Consider the following 23682-nt stretch of genomic DNA (forward strand, 5'->3'; position numbering starts at 1 on the left):
TGGTAATTTTAATTGTTTTGTTATAAAATTATTATTAGTAAAATTATTTGGTATCATAATTTAATTTTACCAAAAAATCGCTGTAAGTTTAATGCCTACAGCGATTTTCTTTTTAGGAGAGTTTTTTTACATCCCCTTATAAATTCTACTTATTTAATAATTTGTCTACAACTCCTATAAGTTGTTCAACTTCAGGCTTACTTAATTGTGCATCTGCTCCTACAGATTCACCCTTATGTCTTAACTCATCTGTAATTAATGATGAGAATATTACTACTGGTATGTTCTTTAATATATTATGTTCCTTAACTTTTCTTGTAAGTGTTAACCCATCCATTTGAGGCATTTCTATATCTGTTATAAGCATTTGAGCATCTTCTATAAAGTTTTCACCTTTTTCTTCTGCTATTTTTTCTAAGTAATCAAATGCTTGTTTTCCATCATCAAACACCCTTAAATTTTTAAATCCTGCCTTTGTAAGAGTATCATTTAATAATCTTCTTATTAAAGCTGAATCATCTGCAAGTACTAATTTAATATTTGATCTGTCTTTATATTCTACTAAAACAAGTCTATCTTCACTTATTCCACAGCTTGGACTAATATCTGTAACAATTTTTTCGAAATCAAGCATCAATATAACTTCACCATCTATAAGTATGTTTCCAACTGCTAAAGACCCTTCAGTTAAATCATCTGGCTTTCTTATATCTTCCCATTTAATACGATGAACTCCAAGTACATCATCAATATTAAATGCTACTTTTACCTTATTAAATTCACAAACTATAACATTTGATCCTATATTCTTAGTTGGTCTCTTTGTTAATACATGTTTTAAATCTACTAATGTAAGTATTTCATCTCTACATAATATAAGACCAGCTATATCTTCACTTACATCTGGTAACTTTGTTAATTTTTCAGGCATTGCAATAACTTCTTTTACCTTAACAACATTTATTGCATATTTACATCCATTAGCAATAAATTCTATTACCTCTAACTCACCTGTACCTGATTCTAATAATATCTCATTCTTCTCTCTCATAGTCTTTCAACCCCTAATTAAAATTTACTTTTTCTCAACAACTAAAGTTTTTCACAATATTAATATAACATATTTAAGAATTATTTTTTCATATTTTTTCCCCTATTTTATTGTAAATTAATTTTTTAAGTATTCATATTTAAAAAAAGTAATATTTTTTTAGACAAGCTTCTTGTTTTATTGTAACATTATATATGTAATTATTATGAAAATTTAATGTTTTATTGAAAATACTAAATTATTGAAAGGCTGTTTTAAATGAATATTGATAGACTATTAAACTTTGCATCTAATGCTGGTAAATATATGTTAGAAAGTGGAGCTGAAATATATAGGGTTGAAGATACCATAAGTATAATCTGCAATTCCTTCCAAATAGAAAATGTAGAAGCCTTTGCCTCTACTACTGCAGTAATTGTTTCTATAATAGACAATGGAAAAATTCATACTGTGGTAAAAAGAATCTCTAAAAGAGGTGTAAATTTAAATAGAGTTCATAAAATAAATTCTCTTTCAAGAAAAATAAGTGTAGAAAAGCCAAGTTTGGAATACTGTGAAAAAGCTCTTAAAGAAATTATTAAAGATGATTCTTACTCTTTTTTTAAAACTCTGCTTTTCTCTGGAATAGCAACTTCAACTTTTACTGTTTTATTTGGAAGTAATATAAATGAATTTATCTGTTCATTCTTTATAGGAATAATAATTAAATTTATTGAAACGACTCTTAGCAAAACAGAACTAAATAATTTTTTTATTAATGGTTTATGTGGATCTATAGTCACTTTATGTTCAGTTATATTCTTAAAACTTGGATTTATAAATTCTTTAGATAAAATAATTGCTGGAAGTATAATGCTTCTTGTTCCTGGGCTCCTTTTAACTAACTCTATAAGAGATATATTAGAAGGTCAGCTTGTCTCAGGTCTTACTAAAGCGTGTGAAGCTTTATTTATAGGAGTTTCTACAGCTGTAGGAGCTTATTTAATACTTAATTTTTATATAAAACTTGGAGGAATTATTTAATGCTTATTGAAGTTATTTCAGCTTTTTTTGTAGCTTTGAGTTTTGGTTTTTTATTTAATATTAAAGGAAAATACTTATATATTTCAGGAATAGGAGGAGCACTTGGATGGTTTGTTTATAAACTTATTCTAGCTTTTGACTATCCTGAAAGCCTTGCCATGTTTCTATGTTCTGCAGCCTTTAGTTTATATAGTGAAATTTGTGCAAGAAAATTTAATACCCCTGTAACTTTATTAAGTGTGTGTGCTCTTATTCCTGTTGTTCCTGGATATGGGGTATATAAATGTATGTATGCTTTCTTAGTTGGAGATTATATTAGTGCCATAGATTATGGAGTTACTACTTTATACAATGCTGGTGCACTAGCTCTTGGGATAATATTTATATCTGCACTATTTAAAACTTTCAAAAAGTATAAAAAGAAAAAATTTAGACTTTAAAAAAATATTACTGGAAAACTAAATTTCCAGTAATATTTTTTAATAATAAATTCTTTTATAATGCATCTAATCCTTTTTCTCCTGTCCTTATTCTTATGCATTCACTAACATCACTAACAAATATTTTTCCGTCTCCAACTTCCCCTGTTTTTACTGTATCAATAATTAAATTTATGACCTCTTGCACCTTTGAGTCATCAACTATAACCTTTACTTCAACCTTAGGTAAAAAGTTCACCATGATTTCGCTTCCTCTATAATGTTCAGTCCATCCATGTTGCTGACCACATCCCATTACTTGATCTACAGTAATTCCGTTTATATTGCCTTTTTTTAAAGCATCCTTTAATTCTTCAAGTTTTTCCGGACGTATTACAGCTTCAATTTTCTTCATAACGATACACTTCCTAATCCCATAAATCTTATTTAATTTTCTTACTTTATATTATAGCTTATTTATATGATTTAACTTAGTTATATTTTCAAATCATTACAAAAACCTTTATATATTAATTATTACATTTATCTTTTATTGTTTCATGGTTATTTACATTTATATTTGAAAGTTTATCATACCTTATGTATATTTTTCTTTTAAACTCACTTATAAAATCTTTACTATATAGTATTAAAATCACTTCATCTAAAACTTTGAGTATATACAAAAAATAAAATATATCAATTTTAACTAAAAGAGGAATTAACCCATTCTTATCTTTAATTAATTCCTTTATAATAAGCTCATTATAATTTTCTTTTTCATCTATACTTTTATCTATAAATTTTATAACTTTTTCTATATCCATAAATCCCTCCTAGTTTCTAATTATTTCATCTTTATATCTTTTCTAAACACAAAAAGAAATGAATCTGAATTTTTAACTTTTCAGATTCATTTCTATATTTATTAATAATTATCTTTCTAAGCTCTTTCCATTAGTAGCAATTACTTCTTTGTACCAATTAAAGCTCTTCTTTTTATATCTTTCTAAAGTTCCTGAGCCATCATCATGTCTATCAACATAGATAAATCCATATCTCTTCTTCAGTTCTGCTGTTGAAGCTGAAACTAAGTCAATACATCCCCAAGTTGTATATCCCATAAGTTCAACTCCATCTTCTATAGCTTCTGCTACTTGAACAAGATGGTCATTTAAATACTTAATTCTATAGTCATCATTTACTGTTTTATTACCATTTTCATCAGTAACAAGTTCATCTACAGCTCCAAGACCATTTTCAACTATAAATAATGGCTTTTCATATCTATCATATAATTCATTAAGTATTAATCTAAGTCCCTTAGGATCAATTTGCCATCCCCATTCAGATGCTTTTAAATATGGATTAGGTACTCCAGCTAATAAATTGCCAGCTCCTGCTTTCTTCTTTTCTTCATCTGCTGTTGCACATGAGCTCATGTAATAGCTAAATGATATAAAATCTACTACATTACTTAAAATCTCTGCATCATCTTCATGCCATTTTATTTCTATATTATTTTCCTTAAATAATCTATTCATATATCTTGGATATTTTCCTCTAGCATGTACATCTGCAAAGAATAGACTTTCTCTTTCCACTCTCATTTTTTCAATTAAATCATCAGGATGTGGTGTTAATGGATATACAGGAATTCCAAGAATCATACATCCTATTTTAAAATCAGGGTTAATTTCATGTCCAATTTTTACTGCTAAGGCGCTTGCAACTAATTCATGATGCATTGCTTGATATAAATCTTGTTTACTTAATTCTGACTTATCAGTCCAAATTCCTGCACTCATATATGGAGCATGTATTGCTGAGTTTATTTCATTAAAAGTAAGCCAGTATTTTACCTTATCTTTATATCTAGTGAATACAGTTCTTACATATCTTTCATAGAAGCCTATAAGATCTCTATTTGCCCATCCATTATATTTCTTAGATAAATTAAGTGGAGTTTCATAGTGAGATAAAGTTACTAGTGGTTCAATTCCATACCTTTGAAGTTCATCAAATACTTTGTCATAAAATTCCAAACCTTTTTCATTAGGTATCTCATCATCACCATTTGGGAATATTCTTGACCAAGCTATAGATAATCTAAAAGTTTTAAAGCCCATTTCTGCAAAAAGCTTTATATCTTCTTTATATCTGTGATAAAAATCTATCCCAATAAGTTTCATATTATCTTCTGTTGGGACCTCTGTTATAGGTCCCATTACTCCTTTTGGTGCTATATCTTGTATAGATAAGCCCTTTCCATCTTCATTATACGCTCCCTCAAATTGGTTTGCAGCTGTAGCTCCTCCCCATAAAAAACTTTTTGGAAAACTTAAATCAAATGACATTTTAAATTCCGCCTTTCTTTAACTGTCTTATATTACTACTGTTAATAATTCTGAATTAACATCTACTTTTCTTTTATCAGTTTCTATTACATCTAAATATTGATCTGAATTTGTAATTAGCACTGGAGTAATTGTTGAATACCCTGCTTTTTCTATTGCTTCTTTATCAAATTCTATTAATAATTGTCCCTTTTTGATCTTATCACCTTGTTTAACTTTTGCAGTAAAGTGTTTTCCTTCTAATTGAACAGTGTCCATACCAACGTGTATTAATATTTCTGCACCATTTTCTGTAGTTATACCAAGTGCATGTAGTGATGGGAATAAAGTTGTTAATGTTCCATCAGCTGGTGCATAAACTTTTCCTTCTATAGGGTTGATTGCAACACCTTTTCCTAAAGCTCCTGATGAGAATGCTTCATCTTTAACTTCTGCTAAAGTAACTACTTCACCTTGAATTGGGCTTACTATTTCTTCTTGTTTAACTAATGATTCTTCTTTTTTACTTTCTGTTGTCTTTACTTCTTCTTCATCATTAAGTTTAGTTACAAACATTAATATGAATCCTACTACTATACCAGCTACCATAGCTATTACCATACCATAGAAACCTCTATCAATTCCTTCTGGATTTATATAGCTTGGAAGAGCAAATATTCCAAGACCACCCATTGAATAACCTTTACTTTCAAAGAATCCTATGATTCCACCAGTAACACCTGCAGCAATACAGCTTAATATAAATGGTTTCTTTCTTGGTAATGTAATACCGTAGATAGCTGGTTCTGTAACTCCAAAGAATCCTGAAATAATTGCTGGAATACATAGTGACTTTAACTTTTTATCTTTAGTTTTTGCAAGTATTGCCATTACAACACCTGTTTGAGCGAAACATACTGCAACTGAAGTTGCTAAAACCGGATCATAACCAATTACTGCTAAGTTGTTCATTGCTATTGGAACTAATCCCCAGTGTAAACCAAACATAACGAATACTTGCCAGAATCCACCAATAAATAAACCTGCGATTGTTGGATTAAAGTTATAAATTGCTAATGTTAAATCTCCTAAAGCGTTAGCTGCTATAGTTGATATGGGACCTATTGCCATAAAAGTAACTGGAACTACTACTAGTAATGTTGCAAATGGAACTAAGAATGTTTTAACCATATCAGGTATAATCTTCTTAAATAATTTTTCAACCTTTGATGCTATATATATAGCTAGTATTATAGGAATAACTGTTGATTGATAACTGCTTGAAGGCATTACTACTGGAATACCAAAGAAATCAACTGTTTGACCTGCAAATGAAGTTATTGCTGGATAAACCATAGCTGCTCCAACTGCCATACCTGTAAATTGGTTTAACTTAAACTTTTTAGCTGCTGTAAAACCTAGGAATATTGGGAAGAAGTTAAATAAACAATCACCAATAGCATTTAGTATTATGTAAGTAGAATCTGTACTAGCTAAAACTCCTGCTGCAACTAATACTGCATTTAAACCTTTAATCATACCTGTAGCACATAAAACTCCAAGTATTGGTTGGAATACACCAGAAACAATATCTATAAATTTATTTAAAGGATTCATCTTTTCTTCAGTTTCATCTTCTTCTGAAGCTCCTTGAAGTCCCCCTACAGCATTAACTGCTGCAAATACGTCTGGAACATGATTTCCTATAACTACTTGATATTGTCCACCGCTTTTAACTACGGTAACTACTCCATCCATATTTTTTAATATATCTGTATTTGCTTTACCTTCATCTTTTAATTTAAATCTTAATCTAGTAATGCAATGTGTTAAGCTGTTAACGTTTTCTTTGCCACCGACATTTTTTAATATGTCTTTAGCTAATTGTTCATATTTCATAGTTCATCTCTCCTCGTAGAATGATTAATATAAAAAGGCAAGACACATAATATTTAAAGCAAAATTTATAATATAAATTTCCTCTAAATTTTACGGTCTTGCCTGCATTATCAGTAACAATCCTATTTTTTACTTTTCTCTTGTTGTTACACGTTGAATATGTAACATTAAATATAACTGTTCTTCATTACTTAATTCCTGACCCAAGTATTTTTCAATCTTAAGCATACATTCATAAGCATCTGTATATTTATTTTTTACTTGTTCTAATAAGAAGTTATCTTCAGATTCTGTAATTTCTTTTCTTTCAAGTCGTTTAAAGAAGAATCTTAGATGAGTTATAAATCTTTCATAATTTAAAGTTTTTTCATCTAATTCAAGATTGTATGTATATTTAACTATATTAAGAATATCATTTATCTTCTTTGTAATATTATATACATCTTCAACTGTATCAGATTTTTCATTAACTTGAGCATTTATTAGATGAAGTGCGATATTTCCAGCTTCATCTTCGTGAAGCTTGTACCCTAATTCATCTTCAATAAACTCTATAGCTTTTAATCCAACGGCAAATTCTTTTGGATAGAATTTTTTTATTTCCCATATTAATATATTGGGTTTAGATATACCCTGTTTACAAGCTTCAATAACATAATTTATATGATCTGTAAGGGTTACATATATGTAATCATTAAGCTCTTTATCAAGAATATTTTTAGCATATTCTATTATGTCATAACATAGAGATATATACTCTGCTGAAATATCTTCTAACAATAATTTAAATTTTTCTGAAGCATCCTTTTGTTTAAGTATAAATGTTTTTTCAACGTTATCTTCTGAAACTTTGTCATTTACTTTCTTTTTAAATGCTATTCCACATCCTAAAATGACAATCTCTCTTTTTTCTGAATCTAAAGCTAAAACTGAATTATTATTAAAAATTTTCTTTATGGTATAAATACTATATCCCCCCAGTCTATAAGTATTTCAAAAGAAAAAAAACAACTAATAATACGGATAAATAATATATAAATCCATCTCATTAATTAAGGTTTTGCCTGATCGAATCAGTAACAATCTGAAATCAATGTAACCGTTTAACTTCTATGTGTATATAGTATTATATTTTATTCACAATGTCAACTTTTTTTATGTTTTTTATATAACCATCAAAAATTACAATTAAAATTAATAATTTAATAATTTACATTTACGTATATTGATTTTTTTCGACTCTCTATCAATAATCATAAAAAATTAGTCTTCATATCCTTTAATATGAAGACTAATTTTTATTAAACTTCCTTTTAGAATATATTATTAAAATATTCTATACCAATAGTCTCTCTTACTTCTTTTAAAGTCCCTGCTGCCACTTCTCTTGCCTTTTCACTGCCTTCTTTTAAAATTCTATAAACTTCAGGAATATCTTTTTGAAATTCCTTTCTTCTATTTCTAATAGGTTCAAGTTCTGCTTGTAATATTTCATTTAAGAATTTTTTAACCTTAACATCTCCAAGACCACCTCTACTATAATGAGCTTTCATTTCTTCTAATGTTTCTGTATCTTTGCAGAAGGTATCTAAATAGGTAAATACAGTATTTCCTTCAACTTGCCCTGGATCTGTTACCTTTATATGATTAGGGTCTGTATACATAGACATTACCTTTTGTTTTATTACATCTGCTTCATCAGCTAAATAGATAGCATTACCTATAGATTTACTCATTTTAGCCTTACCATCTGTTCCAGGAAGTCTTCCAATAGTTCCTTTTGGAATAACAGCCTTTGGTTCTACTAAAACTTCTTTTCCGTATATAGTGTTAAAACTTCTTACTATTTCTCTTGCTTGCTCTATCATTGGAAGCTGATCTTCCCCAACTGGCACTGTAGTAGCCTTAAATGCAGTGATATCAGCAGCCTGACTTACTGGATATATTAAAAATCCTGTTGGAATACTATTTTCAAAATTCTTTTGCTTTATTTCTGCCTTTACTGTAGGGTTACGCTCTAATCTTGAAAGAGTAACTAAATTTAAATAATGCATAGTAAGTTCATTTAATTCTGGTATTTGTGATTGTACTAAAATAGTAGATTTTAATGGATCAATACCTACTGCCAAATAGTCTAAGGCTACCTCTATCAAACTATTTCTAATCTTTTCTGGGTTTCTTGCATTATCAGTTAAAGCCTGCTGATCAGCTATCATTATAAAGCTTCTATAATCTCCTGAATTTTGAAGCTGAACTCTATTTTTTAATGAACCTACATAATGCCCAATATGTAATTTTCCTGTTGGTCTATCACCTGTTAATATAATTTCTTTTGCCATATTTTTCCACTCCTCTTTTTTATTCTCATAGACATCAAAAAACTCCATCCTATATTTTAATAGGACGGAGTTTTATCCGCGGTACCACCTAAATTGTATTTAAATACCTCTCTATGTTTTAGTACTAACATACTAACTATGCTATAAGGTGCACGAGCCCCATATCCGATACTCTTTAATAATTTCTCTTTATTCTTCAAAGGCCCATTCATTAAATCTTTTCTGTCAGGTTTCCAGCATACTCCTAACTCTCTGTGTAGAAAATAAATTTAATTACTCTTCCTTATCACAAGATTATTCTTTATTAACTTATATTATCATATTAAGTTTTTCACCCCTAGTTGTCAATATTTAACTCAAAAGTATTTATTATATCTTGAAATCTTTTATTAATTTATTTAATTCCTTTGCCAACACATTCTGTTTCTCTGCTGTTACTGCGACTTCTTCCATAGCATTAGAAGTTTCTCTAACTTTAACTAAAATCTTAGAAGAGTTATCTGTTGACTTTTCAGTATTTTCAGCCATACTTGAAATCATTGAATTTATTTCCTCCATTGATGCACTAAGTTCTTCAGACATAGCAGCAATATCTTCTGATATAGAACTTATTTTTTCTGCATTTTCATAATAATATTCACCAGATAAAATAAATTCATTAAATTGCTTTTTAACATCCTCGCTCATAAAATCTAGAATCTCTTTACTATCCTTTGATAAACTCATAAATGCATGTTCAATTTTAGCTACTGTTTCTTGAATTGACTCTGCTGATGATGAAGATTGTTCTGCAAGCTGTCTTACCTCTTCAGATACTACAGCAAAACCTCTTCCAGCTTCTCCTACTCTTGCAGATTCAATAGCTGCATTTAAAGCAAGCATATTAGTCTCCTCTGCAATATCTGATATCTCATCAACTGTAGCTGATACTTCTTTTACTACTTCTCCATATTTAATAGACTCTAATATTTTTTTCTCTTTTTCATTATATATACCTTCTGTATTATTTAATGCACTCGTAGTTTTTTCTTTTAATTTTAGTGATTTCTCTTTAAAATCAATAGATATTCCACTGCTATCAGTAGATTTAGATGCTAAATCACTAACACTTGAAGTAATTTCATTTATACAAACATGAACTTCATCTACTGAATGTTTTGAATCACTCATATTATTAACTATTTCATTTGTAAAATCACTTACAATATCAACTTTATTATTAACATCTGTACTTAATCTTGATAAATCTTCTGCTGATGAAGTTAAATCTTCTACACAATCACTTATCTTTTTTATTAACTTTTTAATATTACTTTGAGCCAAATTTAAAGCTTCTGCAGTTTTTCCTAGTTCAGTTTCATCATTAATTTCAAGTTCTTTTGAAAAATCATACTTAGCTAATCTCTCAGCAAAGTCCTTTATACCTGTTATTGGTTTTAATAGCTTATCTGAAAACTTAACTGCTATACCTGTAGATATAGACATTAATATAAAGCTAATAATAACTATTCCAATATTGGTATTCATAATAGTAGCATTAAGGTCTTTTTCTTTTTCTGCCAATTTAACATCTATGTCATCTATATAATTACCTGTAGTAATAACCCATCCATAAGGATTAAAAAGTTCTGAATATACACGTTTAGGAGCAGCTTCATCCTGTCCTGGTTTACTATAATAAAATTCTGTAAAGCCTCCTTTATCAATTGCTGCTATCTTAATAATATTCTGGATAAACTTCACTCCATTTTTATCCACCTCATTTAATCTATATATCCCTTCTTGTTCAGGAAACATAGGATGCGCTATTAAGGTTCCATCTGTAGAATAGATACAAAAATAACCATCTTCATTATATCTCAAACTCTTAACTAAGTTCTTTGCTTCTTCCTTTGCTTCATCCTCTGATAGTTGTCCATTTATCTGCTTATTATATATTCCATTTAATAATGAAATTACATTCTCAACTTGATACTTTATAACATTATCATAACCATCTTTTAACGCTTCTTCATAATTAGTCATAGTATTCTTATTATTTTTATTCAGAAAAATAACACTGAGGCTCCCTGTTGCTATAGCTACAGCTATTACAATCACAATATTAAGACGTATAAATTTTGTTTTTAATTTTTTCATCTTTGACTTCCCTTCCTTTTTATTCCATATTAATTATATTTTAACACAAATTCACTACAAATTTAACAACTTAAGTTTTGTTTAAGCTTTAAAATATATAATTACACCATAGAAATATGAATATTAAATTTTTAGAAAAGAAAGGATTACTTATATGGCTATCAAATCTTTTAAGCGTTATGAAAAAAAATTTATTTTAACAAAAGAACAATATGATAAGTTTATTCCTAGAATTTTAGAATTCATGGAACCTGATAAACATTGTAGGAATGGACGAAACTACAACATTTACAACATATATTATGATACTAATAACAATGATGTAATTCGCCATTCTATATCAAAACCTTATTATAAGGAAAAATTGAGACTTAGAAGTTATAAAATACCAACCTCTTTAGATGACGAAGTCTTTCTTGAACTAAAGAAAAAAATAAATGGAATTGTTACAAAAAGAAGAGTTGTCATAACTTTGGGGCAAGCTTATGAATTTTTAGAAACAAGAAAAAGACCAGAAAATATTGATTATGTTACAAAGCAAATCTTTAATGAGCTTGAATATTATCTAAGCAATAATACAGTCTATCCTAAGGTATATATAAGTTATAGTCGAAATGCATTCTTTGCAAAAGACAATAAAGATTTTCGATTGACTTTTGATAACTCTATTCAAGTTAGACGCGAAAAACTTTCCTTAGAAGCAGGAAGTTTTGGAAGAGACTTATTAGGTCCTGAAAAATTTTTAATGGAAGTTAAAATTTTAGGTGCTATGCCTTTATGGTTTAGTAATATTCTTTCGGACTTATCAATTTATACTACTCATTTTTCTAAATACGGAAATGAATTTATGGATTATTGCAAAGAGAATAAAAAATATGGAAGAAAAGAAGCATGTTAGAAAGTTTAATATCATCTACAAACGGGGAATCATTTACATTAACTAATACTTTAATAATAATATTTACTTCAATAGTACTGGGACTAATTATAAGCATAGTATATATGGAAAATCAGAAAAAAGAGGGCTACAGTAATGGTTTTGCTTTAACTCTTGTAATGCTTCCAGTAATAATTTCAATAATTATACTGTTAGTAGGAAATAACGTTGCTAGGGCATTTAGCTTAGCTGGTGCATTTTCTATTATTCGTTTTAGAAGTGCTCCTGGAGATCCTAAAGATATTTCATATGTATTCTTTACTTTAGCTGTTGGTTTGGCTTGTGGTATGGGCTATGTAGGTTATGCTATATTATTTACTGTAATTATATGTTTATTGCTAGTATTACTAAACAAAATTAATTTTGGTAAGCAAAAAGGTAAGGTTGTTCAATTAAAAATAACTATTCCTGAAGATTTAAATTACGATGACGTATTCGATGATATATTAGAAAATTACTGTAATAGCTGGTACTTACAAAAAATTAAGACAAGAGATTTCGGTTCTCTTTTTGAATTAAATTATCAGCTTATTCTTGATCCTAATAGTAATCAAAAAAAGTTTATTGATGAATTAAGAACCAGAAATGGAAACCTTAATATTGCTATTACATTAGCAGGATTTAATGAAAAAATATACAATTAAAGTATTGAAGCCTTGATATACTATATATCAAGGCTCTATTTATAAATATATTATTTTTTCTCTTGTTTTAATGCACATTTACTTTTATTGCATTCGTTATAAGATTGGTGATCCCTCTTGGCACATGATATAGAAAATCTATTAAATATCCCCAAATAATGTTCCTTTTCTGAATCTAAAATTTCGAACTTACATCCGTATCTTTTAAATTTACCATCTACATCTGCTTTCCATACTACAGATGCTGGAAGTAAATATTCTTTATCATATAGTTTAAATTTAACTCCCAATCTTGCTGTATCTGTTTTGGGTATATCAAGCTTAGATTTAAATCTAACTCCTCCTGCCCCTATATCCTCAATGCAAATACTAGTAAAACCTTTACGTATTTCAACTCCGTTAACTTCTAAAATTGTTAGTTGTCCGCACATAGGAATATCTAAATTAATTCTAAAAAAAGCTCTTCTATTCTCTACTTCATTAGGCAACTTAATTCACCCACCTCATTAATAAATTGTAACCCACTATCATTTTTGATTATAACAAATTTTACACACTTTTCATAGAATATCTAAAAATATTTATTATTGTAATTTAAATAACTATCTTAAATTATCACTTTGTCAAAAAAAGGACCAACTTCTCTAAGAAATCAGTCCTTAATATCCCCTATTTTTTTGACTTAATTATAATATTCTTCTTGCTCTCCAGAAACCATATAATGGTGCTACAGTTACCTTTGCTCCTGTATGAGGTGCATGTATCATTTGACCATTACCAACATATATACCTACATGATGGTCACTTGGAAAAATTAAATCTCCAGGTTGTAGATTTGAAAAAGAAACTTCTACTCCACTTGTAACTTGATCATATGTTGTTCTACCTATCCTCTTTCCAGCTGCGTTACTGAAAACATATTGAGTAAATCCTGAACAATCAAACCCACTTGGAGTTGTTCCTCCCCATACATAATCAACACCAATAAATCTCATGGCATAGTCAATTAAATTTTGAGCATTACCTGATGCTACTACACTTGTATTTATATCAGCCTTTACTTGTTTTGAATTCTGCGTAGCAGAAGCTGCAGCAGCTTTTTCAGCTTCTTTTTGGGCAATTATATCATTAGATTTCTTAATTGTATCATCAGCTTCAGCACTTACTTCAGAACTTTTTATCTGTGATTTTAAATTTTGAACAACTTGCAGTGCATTTTTAATTTCATCTAAAGATTTACTACTATCGGTAGCTTGCATAGTCCAAGGTTCAATAATTGATTTTTCCATTGGAACTAAGTTTTCACTTTCAAACTTATCTTTTTCAGCCTTTACCTCTTGAGCTACTGCTTGTTGCTCTTCTTTCTTACTTCCAAGATCAGATTTTTGTTCTTGTATTTCATCATTTAAATTTCTAATCTCTTTAACCTTACTTTGAAGAGAATCTACACTATCATCAAGTTTTTTCTTACTATCAGTCAATTCATTAACTACCTTTTGATCTAAGCTAACTATCTTAGCTGCATCCTGAACTTTTGATATTAAGTCTGAAAAACTTTCTGCAGAGAATAATAAAGAAATATACTTTCCTTGCCCTCCAGATTTATATAATTCTCTTAATCTCTTTCCTAGCACAGTCTCTTGCTCTGCTATATCTTCCTTCTTTTGTTCAATTTCTTTGTTAGTATTATCTATTTCTTTGTTAACGTTTTCTATTTTGCGATTATTATCATTTATTTCAGCAATTAGAGTGCTTATTTGGTCATCTAATTCCTCTACTTTTTGTGTCAATTCATTATATCTACCCTCAATTTCAGAATATTTATTCTGAGTATTCTTATCAAATTCTACTACTTGATTTGAATCTGGCGTAGCTTTTACATTAATAACTGGTAAAGTAGCTGTAGTTAATAATGTAACTGCTATTATAGTTGATATTACTCTTTTCTTCATTAAAAACGGTCTTCTCTGACCACTCCTCCTTTCATCTAGTGAATTTAGTTATATTATATCATTTAAGTATTTAATTTACAAATAAGTATTTCCACAATATTTTTATTATAATTCAACTACTATATAATATAAAATATATAAATAAGCTATAAGTATTCTTTCTTCCATTTCCTTTATAATTCTCAATTTACCATGGAATTCTATAAAATAAGAAAGAGCTTATGGATTTTCTTACGCTCTCTCTTATCTTTTATGTATTAAATTTTACTTTTTATAAATCACACTATTTTCATAAAAAAATGTAAACCATGCTAAATTGATAAAAAATATGAACCATAAGTAATTTCCTGTTATAAACCCCTTAAGTCCTACTAATGATAATAATCCCAAAAAACCAATGAACTTATTTTTTTCAAATGTCATACGAATCTCCCCTTTTTTACAAAAAATATGTTATTTAGTCTATATTTCATATTATAACATATTTTTCTTTAGATGGAGCCTAGTATTTTATAAATTCTTATAATGATATTTTAGTTCAGGTCTTCCTATATTACCATATTCAATTTCTACAACAACTTTATCTATACTTTCTAAGTAATCCATATATTTTTTTATTGTTACATTACTTATTTTTAATTCTCTTGCTATTTCTCTAAGAGTAAAATCTTCATTGCTATTCATTGATAAATATTCTATTACCTTATCAAAAGTCCTTTTATTAAGCCCTTTTGGCAAAGTAATTTTTTCTTTTTCCACAGTACTTTTTAACATACGGTCTAAATCATCCTGTGTTATTTTATCATTATTTTCAATAATACTTTTTTTATGATTAAATTTATTAATAGCTTCTTTAAACCTATTAAAATCAAAAGGTTTTATTAAATAATCTACAACACCATAGGCAAATACCTTATCAATTTCTTCTGAACTATTAGCTGCTGTTATCATAATTACATCCTGATAATAATTTTGTTTTCTTAAATCACTTAATATTTCAATTCCACTTTTACCTGGAAGATAAACATCTAAAAGAATTAAGTCTACATTCTTACTATTTAATACTTTTAGAACTTCTTCTTCATACATTACTGTATCTACTATTTCTACATTCCCTATCTCTTCTAAATATTTTCTATTTATTAATGCCACCATAGGGTCATCTTCAACTATTAGTACTTTTATCATTTTTTTCTCCCTTTATATATCGTAACTACAAATATTTTTTCGTTCTCAAATTCTTCTATTTCTATATTCCCATTATATAGATCTACTCTGCTCTTAATTAGAAAAAGACCTATTCCTCTTCCTTCTGCTTTTGACGATACTCCCTCTTCAAAAATTTTATTTTTTAAAGATGAATCCATCTTTATACCATTATCTCTAACTTGCATCTCAACTACATCATCATCTTCAAATAAAGATATTTCAACTCTTTTATCTCTTAAATCAATATCTGAACAAGCATCAAAAGCATTTTCAAGTAAATTACCTAATATAGTGATAATATCAAACGAACTTATTATACCATGATTCTCTTCTAAAAATGATTCTTCTGTCATAGACAACTTAATTTTCTTTTCCTTTGCAGCTGCTTCTCTACTTATTAAAAGAGCACGTACATAAGAATCTTTTATATCCGCAAATTTTATACTACTATTTTTCTGCATTTCTTCAAGCTTTAAAATATAGTTAGTTGCTTCATCATACTCTTTTAATTGTAATAATCCTAAAAGTACATATAAATTATTTTTATATTCATGAGCACTAGCCCTTAGATTTTTAACTACTTCATCAATTCCAGTAATCTCTTTTGCTATCTTATTAATATTATTTTTATCAGTTAATGTTATAATTACTCCTAAATATTTTTTATCATTCATAATATGCTTAACTGTAACAAAAATCTTTTTATTATCAATAATAAACTCTTTCATTTCAACATCAAGTCTACATCTAATAAATATATCTAGTTTATCCCTAACTTCTTCATAATTAAAGTTATCAAACATTTCAAAACATATTTTATTTATTTCACTAACTTCACCATCTTTATTTATAGCTATTATTCCATCTTTAACACTATCTATAAGAATATTTTTTTCTTTATATAATTTTGTAATTTCATCTGGTTCCATTCCAAGCATTGCTTCTTTTACCTTCATTGCAAATCTAGTTGCTCCTACCCATGATATACTTAAACAAATAATAAATAAAAGTAAGTATACAAGCTTTACTTTCTCATTTAAAATACGCATATCCTTATAGTACTTACCCATCATTACAAAGCCAACTTGTGTATCTACATAATATATCGGCTGAAACCATCTAAGGGTTTTCCCCATAGAACCTTCTTTCAAAGAAAAATAGGAACTTCCATTATTTAAAACATTATATTTGTCTTCTCCAATAAAAATATCTCCTATCTGAGTTTCATCTAAATGTGAGTATTTTTTTCCTGTCATATCAGATATAACTATTATATCTATATCATCAAATGCCTCAATAACATCCTTAGTATAATTTTGAATTTCTTCATTCTCATTTTTATTAAATAAATTATTTTGAATTAATGAATTTCTACATATAATAGTTGTTACCTCTTGCAAAGTATTTTTTATTCTATCTTCATTATCTTTAAGCTTTATATTTAAGGCTAATGAATAGGATAAAACAAGAGGAATTATAGTAACTATTAATGCTGAAACAGTAATTTGGGTTTTAAAACTCTTCTTCATTTGTATAATAAATCACCTCTAATAATAAAATATAACATAAAAATAAGGCATATTACTAAGGTTACCTTAATAATATGCCTTATATTTATTTAATTATGCTAATCTATTTTTGCATTCTTTATCTTCTAATATATCTCTTAAATTTTCATAAGAATATTCTATCATATTACATAGTGCTTCATCTGTGTATGAACCAATATGAGGAGTTATTAGAACCTTTGGATAAAGATCTACTATTCTTTGGTGCATTTTTTGTTTTAATTCTTGTCCACTTAAATCTTGGAAGAATAAATCACTTTCATATTCGATAACGTCTGTACCAAATCCACCTAATTTTCCGCTTTCAATAGCATCCATTATGTCATTAGCATCTTGAACTTCACCTCTACCAGTGTTAACTAGTATAGCTCCATCTTTCATTTTTGCTATAAGGTCTTTATTTATCATGTGATCATTTGATCCCTTTATGTATGGCATATGCATTGATATAACATCTGATTCAGCTAATAACTGATCTAATTCCATAAATTCAACTACCTCTTTAGCAGCATCGCTCTGGAATACATCATAAGCAACCACTCTAGCACCTAATCCTTTAAATAACTTAGCTGCTGTTAAACCTATTCTACCAGCTCCAATTATACCAACTGTACAATTTCTTATTTCTTTACTAAACATAAATGGGTCAACTAAGAAATTCTTCTTGCTTGTTCTATCTACTGCATAAGCTGTATGCCTTAATAACATCATTGCTAAAGTTACTGCTAATTCTGCAATAGCATTTGGAGAATAACCTGGAACTCTTGCACATGGAATTCCTAATTCTTTAACTACATCTAAGTCAATGTGATCAAAACCTACTGTTCTAGTTAATAGAACCTTTAATCCATTTTCCTTCCACTTAGTTAAGTTTTCTCTGTTACATATGCAGTTTCCTCTAACCATTATTGCTTCTGCACCTAATGCTTCATCTGCATTATCTTCATTTAAATAATCTTCTATTAACTTTAAGTCATACCCAAATTTTTTGTTAATTTCTTTAAAGTACTTAACTTCTGTTTTTCTAACTCCATAACAAACTAATTTAACCATAACACTTTCCTCCTTTGTTTATGTGAAATAATCTATGCAAATAATCCTATATTTTTGATTACTTCTAACACTACAATCCATATTGGCATTGCTGCTACAGCTACTACTGTTGATAATAATGAACAGTTAGATGTAAATAATGCTTCTCTGTCGTAGCTTATAGCGTAAGCTGCTGCAACTGTTGCTGTTGGAGCTGCCATCATTAATACTGTTGTTGCCATTCCTACGAATGAAACTGGAATTATACCAAGTTTATAAACTACTAGTAATAATATAAAGTTGATTACTGGTACACAAACAACTTTTATTAAACTATAAGTCCAAGCATCCTTTTGTGCTACAGCTTTCTTAAATGGAACTTCAGCTAAAGTTGCTCCGATTGCTAACCATGCAAGTGGTGATGCTAATGCTTTTAAGTAATCAAGTGGTTTGTATAACCATGGCACTGTTTGATCGATTCTTAAGAATGCATAGTTCTTAACTTCACCCTTAACTGTAACCGCAACTTGTGGAAGGCTATCTTGGAATAACCATATTAATAATCCTATAAATGTTGCTAATATAATTGGGTTTAAGAATATTTGTTTCATATTCTTCTTAAAGTTTTCTCTATCCATTTTTACACCAGACATTTTTATGAATGCGTAAGAATATAGGAAAACTCTATATGCTATATTAAATATATTTGATAACATTGTTCCATCTGAACCATATACAGCTGTTACTATTGGTGTACTAAAGAATGTAGTAGAACCAAATATAACTAATACTCTATATACATCTTGCTTATCACCTTTTACTTTTGCAAACATTATCTTAGTAATTGGAATTAATAAGATATAAATTGCAAATCCCCAAATTAAAATACCCATACCTTCTTGTAATTGCTTTCCATTTATGTCTTTCATAAATGATGTAAATGCTAAGGCTGGTAATGAAACTGTAAGTACCACTTTTGTTAACATTTTAGATGCAGTTGAATTTATGATTTCTTTTTTTCTTATATAAAATCCTAATAAAATAATTGAAATTGATGAAAAAATTGCACCTACTATTGAGTTGTCTGTTAATGTCTTTTTAATTATTTCAAACACCGTGATCTTCTCCTTTGTTTATTTTTTAACATTCCTACAAAATTTTTTCCCTAACGGGACAATCTTATTTTATACTAAGTGACATTATTCAACAATTTTTTTAAATAAAAAAAATATTTTTTTAACTTATTTAAGCAAAAAAATATTTTTCAAAGTAAAGTATTTTCCTTATATTATCTGGTTTTGAACACTTTAGTCATCGTTAATTTACTATTCATCATATTATATATATTTTTTAACACTCCTAAAAAAGAATATCTTTTCAAAATAAGAATTCATCTTAAAATATCTATCTTTTTTATTTAATTGCTAAAATAGAATAAAGAACATTGTCTTTTATTTCACCATTTTTAAACTGCTGAATCTTAATTTTATCAGCCTTATATAAATATTCATTCATTAAATCTTCTAGATATGCTACTTCCGCAATATTAAACTCCTCATTAGCACAAAGATACATTATATATTCTTTATAATTTTCTATATGTGTAAAATTACGAATTAAATTCTCAAGTATTTTTTCTATATGGTTTTCCATAGATTCATTACCTATAACTATGGAAGATGAAACTTCTCTATTCTTTATTTTCATTAAAATCTCTTTGTTTGAAAACATCTTTATAAGTGCTTCTATGCTAATCTTTTTATTAAAACCTTTTAAGCTTATTACTTTATCATCTTTAATGATACTGCTATCTTTATTTATTGAAGCTACAATTACATTATTATAATTAAGCAAACTGTATATCTTTTCAACTTCATCACTTTTAATAAAATTTATTAATATGAATATTGTCTTATACTTATCTTTCAAGTCTCTACTCTCATTAATGTTATTAATATCTAAATAACATACTTCAACTATATCATTATCTACTCTATAAAAATTTTTATCTGTATCTCCTGAAAAAGCTAGAGCTAAGCAGCTGTTTGTAAATTCAATATTTTTATCATTATATATTATTTTATAATTCATGTTCCTCACCATCTTCCATATTATTAATTTCCTAATTACAGAATTTTATTCTTATGTATATAAAAGAAGAACTGCCTTAATATGATTAAAAAATCATACCAAGAACAGTTCTAACATATATCATTAACTAACCTAAAAGATTAGTAATGTACTCTTTCATCTTGTCGCATTTGCAGTTATCAAAGAAATATTCTTTGAACTTAGGTCCAGCAATTGCTCCCTTTAAAAGATCTTGATCAATATTATTTAATATTGTAATCATATCATTATGAGTTATCTTCTTAACTTCATCTAATATTTTCTTGTTTCTTTGTTCAGGAACAACTCTTTCTTTTGGATATCCTTGTCCACTCTTTCCAGAGAATAGTTTTTCAAACATATACTCAAGATTTAATTCTGCTCCCCATCCAAATCCTTTTGCAAATGGAATTGCAACTGCATTACCATCATTTATTTGTGCAAACATATATGCATCTGAAGGATCTACAATGTGACCACATAGTACCCCTGGGAATGAATTTAATGCAAGCATTGCACCTTCACCAGTACCACATCCAGTTACTACATAATCTGCAGCTCCTGAATTTAATAGTATTGCTGCAAGAATACCATTTTGAACATATGTAAGACTAGCATCATCTTCAGCTGAGTACATTTCATAGTTAAAAACTTCATAACCTTTTGGCTCTACAACCTTCTTTAAAGTATCACAAATTAAAGAGTTCTTAGCAGCTTGGCTATTTTCATTAATTAATGCTATTTTCATAGACTAACTGCCTCCTATTGTGGTTGTTTACCAATGTAAGCTAATATACCACCATCAACATATAATACATGACCATTTACGAAGTCAGATGCATCAGATGCTAAGAATACAGCAGGTCCCATTAAGTCTTCTGCAGTTCCCCATCTAGCTGCTGGAGTCTTAGCTACGATAAATTGATCAAATGGATGTCTTGAACCATCTGCTTGAACTTCTCTAAGTGGTGCAGTTTGTGGAGTAGCTATGTATCCAGGTCCAATACCATTACATTGAATGTTGTATTCACCATATTCTGAACAGATGTTTCTAGTTAACATCTTTAATCCACCCTTAGCTGCTGCATAAGCAGAAACTGTTTCTCTTCCTAATTCACTCATCATTGAACAGATGTTTATTATTTTTCCGTGACCTTTTTTAATCATTCCTGGAATTACTGCCTTTGAAACGATGAATGGAGCATTTAAATCTACATCTATAACTTGTCTAAAGTCTTTTGCTGACATTTCTAACATTGGAATACGTTTAATAATTCCAGCATTGTTAACTAGTATATCTATTATTCCAACTTCTTCTTCTACCTTTTTTACGAAAGCTTGAACAGCATCTTCATCTGTAACGTCACATACATAACCATGTGCCTTTATTCCTAATTCAGCATATGCTGCTATACCTTTATCAACTAATTCTTGTTTTATATCATTAAATACTATAGTTGCTCCAGCTTTAGCATATGATGTAGCGATTGCAAATCCTATACCATAAGATGCTCCAGTTACTAGAGCTATTTTTCCTTCTAGTGAAAACTTCTTCATGAAATCCATAATAAAATCCTCCCAATCTTTTTTCCTATTTATTTACTTTATGACTCTAGTATACCAGTTCATATTCTCCAATTCCTGTTTTATTTTTTCTTAAATATTGCAAATATTGAACAATTTATTTATAATTATATAGTAGCATTCCATATATACACATTAATTATTTATTTTTACATAAATCGATTACACACTTGTATATATGATAATAATTTTTTTACATAAGAAAGAAGGGGAAACATGAAAGAGCAAACATCTTGTAATTCTTCAATAAAAAAATGCATTGATGACAAATACTTTTCAATAGCACATTTGTACAATGAAGAAAAACCAATGAACATGCATATACATGACTGTTATGAGATATATTATTCAATATCTGGAGGTAGACAATTTCTAATAGATAATAAATTCTATGATATAAATCCTGGTGATATATTTGTAATAAACGAATTTGAAAGTCACTATATATCCAAACTTGATAAAATAATTCATGAAAGAATAGTGATTTCTATTTATCCTGAATTTTTAAAATCTATTTCTTCAAAGGAAACTAATTTAGCTTTATGTTTCTCTGATAGAAATGAACAATTCTGTCACAAAGTATCTTTAGATAAAGAGCAACAAAATAGATTCTTATATTTTATAAATAAAATTACTACAGCTGAAGGTTTTGGCAGTGATATGATTGAATATGCTACATTTTTAGAACTTATGACTTCAATTAATAAATTATATATTTCTAATAATAGTCCAATTCAAAAACATACTACATATCAATATAATGAACAAGTTGAACAAATACTTAAATATATAAATCAAAATATAACAGATGATATAACAATTGAATATTTAGCAAATCACTTTTTCTTAAGTAAGTCATACATATGTAGAATATTTAAATCTGCTACTGGTACAACTATAAATAAATATCTTTCTGCAAGAAGAATATCCATAGCAAAATCTATGCTATCTGATGGTTTAAATGTTAATGATGTTTGTGAGAAATGTGGTTTTAATGACTATAGCAACTTCTTAAAAACTTTTAAAAAAGCAGTTGGTATTTCACCAAAAAAATATTCTCAATTTAGCATAAGCTAAAAAATTGAAATAACTGCATAGCAAAAAGCCTGTAACAATCAGTGCTCGCTATTAAAGAAGTTCTATATTTTCTTATAGATGAACAAAGTGGCTGACGCCACGCTTTTCAGCGCAGGAAGCAGCTTTGTTTTGCCATGCAAAAGGTTCTAAAAGTAAAATAATTTCATATTAAAATACAATTTAATTATTTTGCTTTTTGGTTCTTTTGCGGCACTATATTTTTATTTTTAACGCATTGAACATCTTACATATGAGAAAGCCAGTCAAAATCAGTGCTTAACATCAAAAAAATTTTATATTTTCCTTATGCGTTAACGTTAAAAAGAAGGAATCAATCACTAGATTCCTTCTTTTGCTATTCTTC

The 23682-nt window shown here is 28.2% G+C and carries 23 protein-coding genes and 1 other annotated feature; of the genes, 5 read left to right on the top strand and 18 right to left on the bottom strand.

What is annotated here, in order from left to right:
* Positions 1–145: 145 nt before the first annotated feature.
* A complete protein-coding gene (locus BM384_RS05695; RefSeq protein WP_090011952.1) occupies positions 146–1051 on the bottom strand; it encodes a chemotaxis protein in 906 nt (301 codons plus the stop codon).
* A 258-nt stretch (positions 1052–1309) separates the two neighbouring features.
* Here BM384_RS05695 and BM384_RS05700 point away from each other — a divergent pair, with 258 nt between their 5' ends.
* Both BM384_RS05700 and BM384_RS05705 read left to right on the top strand, forming a co-directional pair.
* Positions 1310–2074: a threonine/serine exporter family protein gene (locus BM384_RS05700; RefSeq protein WP_090011954.1), complete on the top strand. Its 765-nt coding sequence runs from the start codon at positions 1310–1312 to the stop codon at positions 2072–2074.
* Positions 2074–2514 (top strand): threonine/serine exporter family protein, encoded by a 441-nt coding sequence (locus BM384_RS05705; protein WP_090011956.1) that lies wholly within the window; start codon positions 2074–2076, stop codon positions 2512–2514. Before BM384_RS05700 ends, BM384_RS05705 begins: the two co-directional genes overlap by 1 nt.
* A gap of 55 nt (positions 2515–2569) precedes the next feature.
* Here BM384_RS05705 and BM384_RS05710 read toward each other — a convergent pair whose 3' ends face one another.
* The 7 genes from BM384_RS05710 to BM384_RS05740 all read right to left on the bottom strand — a co-directional run bounded on the left by BM384_RS05710 (position 2570) and on the right by BM384_RS05740 (position 11206).
* Positions 2570–2908 (bottom strand): P-II family nitrogen regulator, encoded by a 339-nt coding sequence (locus BM384_RS05710; protein WP_090011964.1) that lies wholly within the window; start codon positions 2906–2908, stop codon positions 2570–2572.
* A gap of 115 nt (positions 2909–3023) precedes the next feature.
* The gene (locus BM384_RS05715; RefSeq protein ID WP_090011966.1) at positions 3024–3320 is read right to left on the bottom strand and encodes a hypothetical protein; all 297 of its coding nucleotides are present in this window, start codon (positions 3318–3320) and stop codon (positions 3024–3026) included.
* 108 nt (positions 3321–3428) lie between these two features.
* Positions 3429–4850: a glycoside hydrolase family 1 protein gene (locus BM384_RS05720; protein WP_090011969.1), complete on the bottom strand. Its 1422-nt coding sequence runs from the start codon at positions 4848–4850 to the stop codon at positions 3429–3431.
* Positions 4851–4877: 27 nt separating this feature from the next.
* Positions 4878–6728, bottom strand: a complete 1851-nt coding sequence (locus tag BM384_RS05725) for a beta-glucoside-specific PTS transporter subunit IIABC (protein ID WP_090011972.1) — start codon at positions 6726–6728, stop codon at positions 4878–4880.
* 129 nt (positions 6729–6857) lie between these two features.
* Positions 6858–7685 carry a BglG family transcription antiterminator LicT gene (locus tag BM384_RS05730; protein ID WP_090011974.1) on the bottom strand — a complete coding sequence of 276 codons (828 nt, stop codon included), beginning with the start codon at positions 7683–7685 and terminating at the stop codon, positions 6858–6860.
* A gap of 356 nt (positions 7686–8041) precedes the next feature.
* On the bottom strand, positions 8042–9067 hold the full coding sequence (gene trpS, locus BM384_RS05735; protein ID WP_090011976.1) for a tryptophan--tRNA ligase: 1026 nt from the start codon (positions 9065–9067) through the stop codon (positions 8042–8044).
* Positions 9068–9124: 57 nt separating this feature from the next.
* Positions 9125–9366, bottom strand: a binding site (T-box leader).
* Positions 9367–9436: 70 nt separating this feature from the next.
* Positions 9437–11206: a methyl-accepting chemotaxis protein gene (locus BM384_RS05740; protein ID WP_090011978.1), complete on the bottom strand. Its 1770-nt coding sequence runs from the start codon at positions 11204–11206 to the stop codon at positions 9437–9439.
* A 154-nt stretch (positions 11207–11360) separates the two neighbouring features.
* On the opposite strand from BM384_RS05740, the gene BM384_RS05745 reads away from it, so the two are divergent.
* Together BM384_RS05745 and BM384_RS05750 are read left to right on the top strand one after the other, a co-directional pair.
* Positions 11361–12104, top strand: coding sequence for a polyphosphate polymerase domain-containing protein (locus tag BM384_RS05745; protein ID WP_090011980.1), 744 nt, complete (start codon positions 11361–11363; stop codon positions 12102–12104).
* On the top strand, positions 12098–12787 hold the full coding sequence (locus BM384_RS05750) for a DUF4956 domain-containing protein (protein WP_090011982.1): 690 nt from the start codon (positions 12098–12100) through the stop codon (positions 12785–12787). Before BM384_RS05745 ends, BM384_RS05750 begins: the two co-directional genes overlap by 7 nt.
* Before the next feature lie 50 nt (positions 12788–12837).
* Here the strand turns inward: BM384_RS05750 and BM384_RS05755 are convergent, their stop codons facing one another.
* From BM384_RS05755 to BM384_RS05795, 10 genes are all read right to left on the bottom strand, one after another.
* Positions 12838–13275, bottom strand: a complete 438-nt coding sequence (locus BM384_RS05755) for a PilZ domain-containing protein (RefSeq protein ID WP_090011984.1) — start codon at positions 13273–13275, stop codon at positions 12838–12840.
* Between the two features lie 198 nt (positions 13276–13473).
* The gene (locus BM384_RS05760) at positions 13474–14739 is read right to left on the bottom strand and encodes a C40 family peptidase (protein ID WP_090011986.1); all 1266 of its coding nucleotides are present in this window, start codon (positions 14737–14739) and stop codon (positions 13474–13476) included.
* 264 nt (positions 14740–15003) lie between these two features.
* Positions 15004–15162, bottom strand: coding sequence for a hypothetical protein (locus tag BM384_RS17280; protein ID WP_139232053.1), 159 nt, complete (start codon positions 15160–15162; stop codon positions 15004–15006).
* 87 nt (positions 15163–15249) lie between these two features.
* A complete protein-coding gene (locus BM384_RS05765) occupies positions 15250–15927 on the bottom strand; it encodes a response regulator (protein WP_090011988.1) in 678 nt (225 codons plus the stop codon).
* The gene (locus BM384_RS05770) at positions 15924–17477 is read right to left on the bottom strand and encodes a sensor histidine kinase (protein ID WP_090011990.1); all 1554 of its coding nucleotides are present in this window, start codon (positions 17475–17477) and stop codon (positions 15924–15926) included. The genes BM384_RS05765 and BM384_RS05770 overlap by 4 nt, the downstream gene beginning before the upstream one ends.
* A 93-nt stretch (positions 17478–17570) precedes the next feature.
* Positions 17571–18569, bottom strand: a complete 999-nt coding sequence (locus BM384_RS05775; protein WP_090011992.1) for a 2-hydroxyacid dehydrogenase — start codon at positions 18567–18569, stop codon at positions 17571–17573.
* Positions 18570–18601: 32 nt separating this feature from the next.
* Complete coding sequence (locus tag BM384_RS05780; protein ID WP_090011994.1) at positions 18602–19663, bottom strand: AEC family transporter; 1062 nt, start codon at positions 19661–19663, stop codon at positions 18602–18604.
* Positions 19664–19961: 298 nt separating this feature from the next.
* Positions 19962–20639, bottom strand: coding sequence for a hypothetical protein (locus BM384_RS05785; RefSeq protein WP_090011996.1), 678 nt, complete (start codon positions 20637–20639; stop codon positions 19962–19964).
* Positions 20640–20766: 127 nt separating this feature from the next.
* Positions 20767–21405 carry an RpiB/LacA/LacB family sugar-phosphate isomerase gene (locus BM384_RS05790; RefSeq protein WP_090011998.1) on the bottom strand — a complete coding sequence of 213 codons (639 nt, stop codon included), beginning with the start codon at positions 21403–21405 and terminating at the stop codon, positions 20767–20769.
* Between the two features lie 14 nt (positions 21406–21419).
* Positions 21420–22223, bottom strand: coding sequence for a gluconate 5-dehydrogenase (locus BM384_RS05795; RefSeq protein ID WP_090012000.1), 804 nt, complete (start codon positions 22221–22223; stop codon positions 21420–21422).
* Between the two features lie 234 nt (positions 22224–22457).
* On the opposite strand from BM384_RS05795, the gene BM384_RS05800 reads away from it, so the two are divergent.
* Entirely contained in the window at positions 22458–23318 is an 861-nt protein-coding gene (locus BM384_RS05800; protein WP_090012002.1) for an AraC family transcriptional regulator, read from the top strand.
* Positions 23319–23682 lie beyond the last annotated feature (364 nt).

The sequence above is a fragment of the Clostridium sp. DSM 8431 genome, from assembly GCF_900116755.1.
In the GTDB taxonomy this organism is placed as follows: domain Bacteria; phylum Bacillota; class Clostridia; order Clostridiales; family Clostridiaceae; genus Clostridium.

What these genes read in the sequence shown, in the direction of transcription:
- BM384_RS05715 (WP_090011966.1), bottom strand. Translation starts at nt 3,320, where the DNA reads ATGGATATAGAAAAAGTTATAAAATTTATAGATAAAAGTATAGATGAA.
- BM384_RS05785 (WP_090011996.1), bottom strand. Translation starts at nt 20,639, where the DNA reads ATGAATTATAAAATAATATATAATGATAAAAATATTGAATTTACAAAC.
- BM384_RS05700 (WP_090011954.1), top strand. Translation starts at nt 1,310, where the DNA reads ATGAATATTGATAGACTATTAAACTTTGCATCTAATGCTGGTAAATAT.
- BM384_RS05760 (WP_090011986.1), bottom strand. Translation starts at nt 14,739, where the DNA reads ATGAAGAAAAGAGTAATATCAACTATAATAGCAGTTACATTATTAACT.
- BM384_RS05740 (WP_090011978.1), bottom strand. Translation starts at nt 11,206, where the DNA reads ATGAAAAAATTAAAAACAAAATTTATACGTCTTAATATTGTGATTGTA.
- BM384_RS05695 (WP_090011952.1), bottom strand. Translation starts at nt 1,051, where the DNA reads ATGAGAGAGAAGAATGAGATATTATTAGAATCAGGTACAGGTGAGTTA.
- BM384_RS05745 (WP_090011980.1), top strand. Translation starts at nt 11,361, where the DNA reads ATGGCTATCAAATCTTTTAAGCGTTATGAAAAAAAATTTATTTTAACA.
- BM384_RS05705 (WP_090011956.1), top strand. Translation starts at nt 2,074, where the DNA reads ATGCTTATTGAAGTTATTTCAGCTTTTTTTGTAGCTTTGAGTTTTGGT.
- BM384_RS05790 (WP_090011998.1), bottom strand. Translation starts at nt 21,405, where the DNA reads ATGAAAATAGCATTAATTAATGAAAATAGCCAAGCTGCTAAGAACTCT.
- BM384_RS05775 (WP_090011992.1), bottom strand. Translation starts at nt 18,569, where the DNA reads ATGGTTAAATTAGTTTGTTATGGAGTTAGAAAAACAGAAGTTAAGTAC.
- BM384_RS05800 (WP_090012002.1), top strand. Translation starts at nt 22,458, where the DNA reads ATGAAAGAGCAAACATCTTGTAATTCTTCAATAAAAAAATGCATTGAT.
- BM384_RS17280 (WP_139232053.1), bottom strand. Translation starts at nt 15,162, where the DNA reads ATGACATTTGAAAAAAATAAGTTCATTGGTTTTTTGGGATTATTATCA.
- BM384_RS05725 (WP_090011972.1), bottom strand. Translation starts at nt 6,728, where the DNA reads ATGAAATATGAACAATTAGCTAAAGACATATTAAAAAATGTCGGTGGC.
- BM384_RS05795 (WP_090012000.1), bottom strand. Translation starts at nt 22,223, where the DNA reads ATGGATTTCATGAAGAAGTTTTCACTAGAAGGAAAAATAGCTCTAGTA.
- trpS (WP_090011976.1), bottom strand. Translation starts at nt 9,067, where the DNA reads ATGGCAAAAGAAATTATATTAACAGGTGATAGACCAACAGGAAAATTA.
- BM384_RS05750 (WP_090011982.1), top strand. Translation starts at nt 12,098, where the DNA reads ATGTTAGAAAGTTTAATATCATCTACAAACGGGGAATCATTTACATTA.
- BM384_RS05765 (WP_090011988.1), bottom strand. Translation starts at nt 15,927, where the DNA reads ATGATAAAAGTACTAATAGTTGAAGATGACCCTATGGTGGCATTAATA.
- BM384_RS05720 (WP_090011969.1), bottom strand. Translation starts at nt 4,850, where the DNA reads ATGTCATTTGATTTAAGTTTTCCAAAAAGTTTTTTATGGGGAGGAGCT.
- BM384_RS05770 (WP_090011990.1), bottom strand. Translation starts at nt 17,477, where the DNA reads ATGAAGAAGAGTTTTAAAACCCAAATTACTGTTTCAGCATTAATAGTT.
- BM384_RS05710 (WP_090011964.1), bottom strand. Translation starts at nt 2,908, where the DNA reads ATGAAGAAAATTGAAGCTGTAATACGTCCGGAAAAACTTGAAGAATTA.